The organism is Streptomyces ipomoeae 91-03 (assembly GCF_000317595.1).
Classification (GTDB): domain Bacteria; phylum Actinomycetota; class Actinomycetes; order Streptomycetales; family Streptomycetaceae; genus Streptomyces; species Streptomyces ipomoeae.
The window spans coordinates 1-5,136 of record NZ_AEJC01000395.1 but is presented as its reverse complement, the minus strand read 5'-3'; the positions used below and the strand labels follow the sequence as shown (position 1 = coordinate 5,136).

Genomic DNA, 5,136 nt, shown 5'->3' with positions numbered 1-5,136 from the left:
CGGCGCCGTACGGCTTCGGCCGCGGTCGGCTCAGGCGGCGCTGCTCGCCTGGGCGGTCAGCTGCTCCAGAACCTGGGTGAGGCCGGCGACGACCTCGGTGTCGTCGGCCGGGTGGGTCTCGGCGAAGCGGACGACGGAGCCCGGGATGGAGAGCTTGGCCTCCTCCAGGACGGTGCCGCCGGCGATGCCCACGGCCTTGCGGGTCTCGTCCTGCGCCCACACACCGCCGAACTGACCGAAGGCGGTGCCGACCACGGCGACCGGCTTGCCGGTGAACGCGCCGGCGCCGTACGGACGGGACAGCCAGTCGATGGCGTTCTTCAGGACGGCCGGGATGGTGCCGTTGTACTCGGGCGAGAAGAGCAGGAAGCCGTCGGCCGCGCCCGCGGCCTCACGCAGACGCGCGGCCTCGGCCGGGAGGGCGGCCTCGTTGTCGATGTCCTCGTTGTAGAACGGGACCTCGGCCAGGCCCTCGAACAGCTCGATCTCGACGCCCTCGGGGGCGTGCTTCACGGCGGCCTCGGCGAGCTGGCGGTTGTGCGAACCGGCACGCAGGCTGCCGACGAGCGCGAGGATGCGAACGGACATGAGGTGACTCCTAGCGAGGGGTGGTAGCTGAGAGGTGTGGCCAGGTGGTGTAACGGTTGTAGATAACCGGACCGGGGTCCGTTGAAATTTGTAGCAGCTATCCGGACCGGGGTCCACTTCTCTGTGGTGAGCGTTACGCTCTTTTCATGAACGAGTCGCCGCCGCCCTTCCCCGCGCCTCAGGACCTGGAACCCCTCGACGGACTCATCGACCTCGCGACGACCCCCGCCGACCAGCCCCGACTCCGGGCGGACGCGGCACGCAACCGCACCCGGCTGCTGGAGGTCGCCGCCCGGCTCGCGGACGAGTGCGGAGCGGCCAACCTGACCATGGAGGCCGTGGCGAACGCCGCCGAGGTGGGCAAGGGGACCGTCTTCCGGCGGTTCGGCGACCGGTTCGGGCTCCTCGTGGCCCTCCTCGACCACCATGAGCGGGAGCTCCAGGCGGCGTTCCTCACCGGCCCGCCGCCCCTCGGCCCGGACGCGCCGCCCGCCGAGCGGCTCAGGGCCTTCGGCGCCGCCGTCATACGCCACGAGTACGCCCACCGGGACCTGTACCTCGCCGCCCGCGCCGACGCCTCCCGCCGCCACACCAGCCCGGCGGAACTGCTCCGCCTCAACCACCTGTGCATGCTGCTGCGCCTCGCCGAGGCGAAGGGTGACATCGAACTCCTCGCGCGGACCCTGCTGGGGTACCTGGACATCGGCCTCGTGGACCACCTGGTCAGCCGCCGGGGCATGTCGCTGGAGCGGCTGGAGGCGGGGTGGGGGGACCTGGTGGGGCGGTTCGTGGCGGCGGCGTGAGAACGGCCTCGAAGGGTACGTAATCAAAGCGACCGCTTGGTAACTTGAGGGGTGGGTGCCGGGTGGCGGCATCGCACTCGGCACGAGGGGGAGTGGGCACATGGCCGACGACAACGGCCGACCGGAGGCCGCGGGGGCACCGAAGGACACGGGGGCCGGGTTCTTCGCCTCCGTCGACGACGTCTCCGTGCGGCTCGCGGCAGCGGGATATCTGGCCTCGACGGCCGTCGCCACCACCGTGTTCCTGGCCGACCGGCTGGGCAAACCGCTGCTGGTGGAGGGCCCGGCGGGCGTCGGCAAGACCGAGCTGGCCAAGGCCGTCGCACGGGTCGGCGGTGCCCGACTGGTCCGGCTCCAGTGCTACGAGGGCATCGACGAGTCCCGCGCCCTGTACGAGTGGAACCACGCCAAGCAGTTGCTGCGCATCTCCGCCGGACGCGACGAGGCGTGGGACGAGACCCGCACGGACATCTTCAGCGACGAGTTCCTGCTCACCCGGCCCCTGCTGACCGCCATCCGGGGCGACGAGCCGACGGTCCTGCTCATCGACGAGACCGACAAGGCGGACGTCGAGGTCGAGGGGCTGTTGCTGGAGGTGCTGAGCGACTTCCAGGTCACCGTCCCGGAGCTGGGCACGATCACCGCCACCCGACGCCCCTTCACCGTCCTCACCTCCAACGCCACCCGCGAACTCTCCGAGGCCCTGCGCCGCCGCTGTCTCTTCCTCCATCTCGACTTCCCCGACGCCGAGTTGGAGCAGCGGATCGTACGACTGAGGGTGCCCGGCCTGGACGACGCGCTCACCGACTCCCTGGTCCGGGTGGTGGGCGCGCTGCGCGCGATGGACCTGCGCAAGGCACCCTCGGTGGCCGAGACGATCGACTGGGCCCGCACCCTGCTGGCCCTCGGCGCCGACACCCTCGACGAGACCGTCGTACGGGACAGCCTGGGCGTGATCCTCAAGCACCAGGACGACATCGCCAAGGCCGCGCAGAAGCTGACGTTGGTATGACCACCGAGGACGCGGGCCCGGGTGCGGTCGCGGGTGGAGGGGCCGCGCCGGGGGCCGTGCTGGCCGAGCGGCTGACCGGGTTCGTACGGGCCTTGCGTGGTCATGGGATACGGATCGGGCCCGGTGAGACCGTGGACGCGGCGGCCGTGCTGGAGGTGCTGGGGCTCGCCGACCGGGAGCGGATCCGGGAGGGGCTGGCGGCGGCGCTGCTGCGTGCGGACCGTCAGCGTGCCGTGTTCGACGCGGCCTTCGAGCTGTACTTCCCGCTGGGTGTGGGGGAGTTGGCGGGGACGCGGGGCGCGCGGGCCGCCGACCGGGACGAGTTGCGGGACCGCCTCGCCGAGGCACTGGCCGCGGGCGACACGGCCGCCCTCAACCAACTCGCCGGCGAGGCCGTGGACATGCTCGGCCGTTATGGCTCGCCGGGCTCGGACGGCTGGTCCGCCCACCAGACCCTGGACCGCCTCCGGCCGCAGACGCTGCTGGCGCGGATTCTGGCGGGGCAGGGGACGGGAGGGGCCGGCGGTGGCTCCGGCGCGAGGGTTTTCGGCGCGGGGTCCGGCTCCGGCTTCGGGGCGGGCTCGGGCTCGTATGCGGGAACGGGCTCGGGGGCGGGTTTCGGCGCAGGCGGGTTCACCGATCGGCTGGACGCGGACGAGATCCGGCGCCGTATCGAGGACTTCCGGAACCGGGTGCGTACGGAGGCGCGGCGGCGGGTGGCCGAACGGCGGGGCGCGGGGCTGATCGCCGAGCGGGGTATCGCGCCGAGCGCCGATCAGGTCGACTTCCTCATCGCGAGCCGGGAGCAGCTCGTCGAACTCCGCCGTACCGTCCAGCCGTTGGCCCGTAAGCTCGCGACCAGGCTCGCCGCCCGGCGGCGCAGGGCCGCGCGCGGGCAGATCGACATCCGGCGCACGCTGCGCCGCTCGCTGTCCACCGGGGGCGTGCCGCTGCGCCCGGCGTACCGGCGGCACCGGCCCGCCCGTCCGGAGATCGTGCTGCTCTGCGATGTCTCCGGGTCGGTCGCCGGGTTCGCGAACTTCACGATGCTGCTGGTGCAGGCGATGCGGGACCAGTTCAGCAAGGTGCGGGTGTACGCGTTCGTCAACCGGGTCGACGAGGTCACCCACCTCGTCACCACCGGTGAGGCCGACCCGGCCGGACTCGGCCGCCGTATCGCCGAGGAGGCCACGATCAGCGGCTGGCACGGCAGCAGCGACTACGGGGCCGCGCTCGGTGAGTTCGCCGAGCGCCACCTCGACGCCGTGGGGCCGCGTACGTCGGTGATCGTCCTCGGCGACGCCCGCACCAACGGGTTCGACCCCAACGCGCCCGCCCTGCGCCGCGTCGCGGCCCGCGCCCGCCGCGTCCACTGGCTCAACCCGGAGTCACCCGCCCAGTGGGGCACCGGCGACTCCGCCGCCCATGTCTACGCCGAGATCGTCGACATGCACGCCTGCCGCAACGCCCGGCGCCTCGGTGAGCTGGTGACGCGGTTGCTGCCGGTGTGATCGGACGGATCGGTCGACTCGGACGGGTCGTGCCGACCGGGGCGACCGGGTGCCGACGAGGGCGGGTCGGTGGCGCCCGCCGAGTCGGCATGGTCGGACCCGGCGTCAACCCCGCCCGGTGTCGATCACGCAGAAGCGGTTGCCCTCCGTGTCGGCGAGGACGATGAAGTCGGCGTCCTCCGGATACGGATCCCAGTCGACGCGCCGTGCGCCCAGGCCGACCAGCCGTTCGACCTCCGCCGCCTGGTCGGCCGCGTCGCCGGCGTAGAGGTCCAGGTGGACACGGGGACGCTCCTGCACCGGGGTCTCGCTCAGGCCGAGCGACAGCTGGGCGCCGGCCCCCTCCGGGTGCACCAGCACCACCCAGTCGTCCTCCGGCTCCTCACGCGGGACGTACCCGAGGGCCGCCGTCCAGAACGCCGCCGCCCGCCGTACGTCGGACGCGCCCATCACCACGGATCCGATTCTCGGCATGGCCCGATTCTCGCGGGTACCCGTCCGGTACGCGGCGACATCCCGCCCCTGCGTCTCCGTCTTCGTGCCGCGATCCTGGAAGGAGACCTCGACCTCAGGGAGGTGCGCCCCATGCCCCGCACCGTCACCGTGGGCCTCGACGGTTCCACCGAGAGCCTGGCCGCCACCGAATGGGCGGCCCGGGAGGCACGGCTCCGGGGCCTGCCACTGCGCCTGGTCAACGTCTGGGAACTGGTCCCCGAGCCGATGGGCCGGGCGCCGACACCGGACACCGGGACGCGGCGGGACCCGAGCGAGCCCGGTAGGCCGGGAACAGGGCCCGGGAGGCTGCTGCGCGAGCGGTCGGACGGCATCCGGCTGCGCCACCCCGGCGTCGATGTGACCCTGGAGCAGCGGACGGGCCGACCGACCGACGAACTGGTCGCGGCGGCCGAGGACGCCGAACTCCTCGTCCTGGGCTCCCGAGGCCTGAGCGGGATCGCCGGCTTCCTCCTCGGCTCCGTGGGTCTGCACGTCGTCGCGCACACCGAGCGGCCGGTCGTTCTCGTACGGGCCCGGGAGCGGGCCGCCGACGAACACACGCCGGCCCCGTCCGGGACCCCGTCCGCCGCGACCCCGTTCTGCCCCGTCGTCCTCGGCCTCGACACCGCGCACCCCGACGACACGCTGATCCGGTTCGCCTTCGACGCCGCCGCCCGACGGGAGACCGCCCTACGGGTCGTCCACGACTGGAACCCGCCGCCCTACT

Annotated in this window: 6 protein-coding genes; 4 read left to right on the top strand and 2 right to left on the bottom strand. The window is 73.1% G+C overall.

Annotation, left to right across the window (positions count from 1 at the left end; all coding sequences use genetic code 11):
* Positions 1 to 30: 30 nt before the first annotated feature.
* On the bottom strand, positions 31 to 588 hold the full coding sequence (locus STRIP9103_RS25450) for an NAD(P)H-dependent oxidoreductase (protein WP_009322502.1): 558 nt from the start codon (positions 586 to 588) through the stop codon (positions 31 to 33).
* Positions 589 to 734: 146 nt separating this feature from the next.
* Between STRIP9103_RS25450 and STRIP9103_RS25445 the strand changes: the two genes are divergently transcribed.
* The 3 genes from STRIP9103_RS25445 (at position 735) to STRIP9103_RS25435 (ending at position 3,914) form a co-directional block, all read left to right on the top strand.
* A complete protein-coding gene (locus STRIP9103_RS25445) occupies positions 735 to 1,391 on the top strand; it encodes a TetR/AcrR family transcriptional regulator (RefSeq protein ID WP_009322505.1) in 657 nt (218 codons plus the stop codon).
* Between the two features lie 100 nt (positions 1,392 to 1,491).
* Complete coding sequence (locus tag STRIP9103_RS25440; RefSeq protein WP_009322504.1) at positions 1,492 to 2,403, top strand: AAA family ATPase; 912 nt, start codon at positions 1,492 to 1,494, stop codon at positions 2,401 to 2,403.
* Entirely contained in the window at positions 2,400 to 3,914 is a 1,515-nt protein-coding gene (locus tag STRIP9103_RS25435) for a VWA domain-containing protein (RefSeq protein ID WP_009322500.1), read from the top strand. The genes STRIP9103_RS25440 and STRIP9103_RS25435 overlap by 4 nt, the downstream gene beginning before the upstream one ends.
* Positions 3,915 to 4,019: 105 nt before the next feature.
* Here the strand turns inward: STRIP9103_RS25435 and STRIP9103_RS25430 are convergent, their stop codons facing one another.
* Positions 4,020 to 4,388 carry a VOC family protein gene (locus STRIP9103_RS25430; protein WP_048820960.1) on the bottom strand — a complete coding sequence of 123 codons (369 nt, stop codon included), beginning with the start codon at positions 4,386 to 4,388 and terminating at the stop codon, positions 4,020 to 4,022.
* A 111-nt stretch (positions 4,389 to 4,499) separates the two neighbouring features.
* Between STRIP9103_RS25430 and STRIP9103_RS25425 the strand changes: the two genes are divergently transcribed.
* Positions 4,500 to 5,136, top strand: a 637-nt coding sequence (locus tag STRIP9103_RS25425; RefSeq protein WP_048820959.1) for a universal stress protein, incomplete at its 3' end; no start/stop codon positions are given.